The sequence below is a fragment of the Brevundimonas sp. UBA5866 genome (assembly GCF_002432125.1).
In the GTDB taxonomy this organism is placed as follows: Bacteria; Pseudomonadota; Alphaproteobacteria; order Caulobacterales; family Caulobacteraceae; genus Brevundimonas.
In genome coordinates this window covers 28,662-28,884 of the sequence record NZ_DJFS01000037.1, presented here as the reverse complement: position 1 = coordinate 28,884, position 223 = coordinate 28,662, and the positions used below count along the sequence as shown (strand labels likewise).

Here is a 223-nt window from a genome sequence, read left to right as displayed (position 1 = left end):
GGCCGAGCAGGGCGTGGACTATTTCACCATCCACGCGGGCGTGCGGCTCCAGCACATTCACCTGACCGCCGAGCGCGTGACGGGCATCGTGTCCCGCGGCGGCTCCATCATGGCTAAATGGTGCCTGCACCATCACCGCGAGAGCTTCCTCTATGAGCATTTCGAGGAGATCTGCGAGATCATGCGGGCCTATGATGTGTCGTTCTCGCTGGGCGATGGCCTG

At 62.8% G+C, this 223-nt stretch carries 1 protein-coding gene; it reads left to right on the top strand.

What is annotated here, in order from left to right:
* Positions 1-223 (top strand): phosphomethylpyrimidine synthase ThiC (locus tag B3H86_RS04420; protein ID WP_292051408.1); only part of this gene is annotated, 223 nt, incomplete at both ends.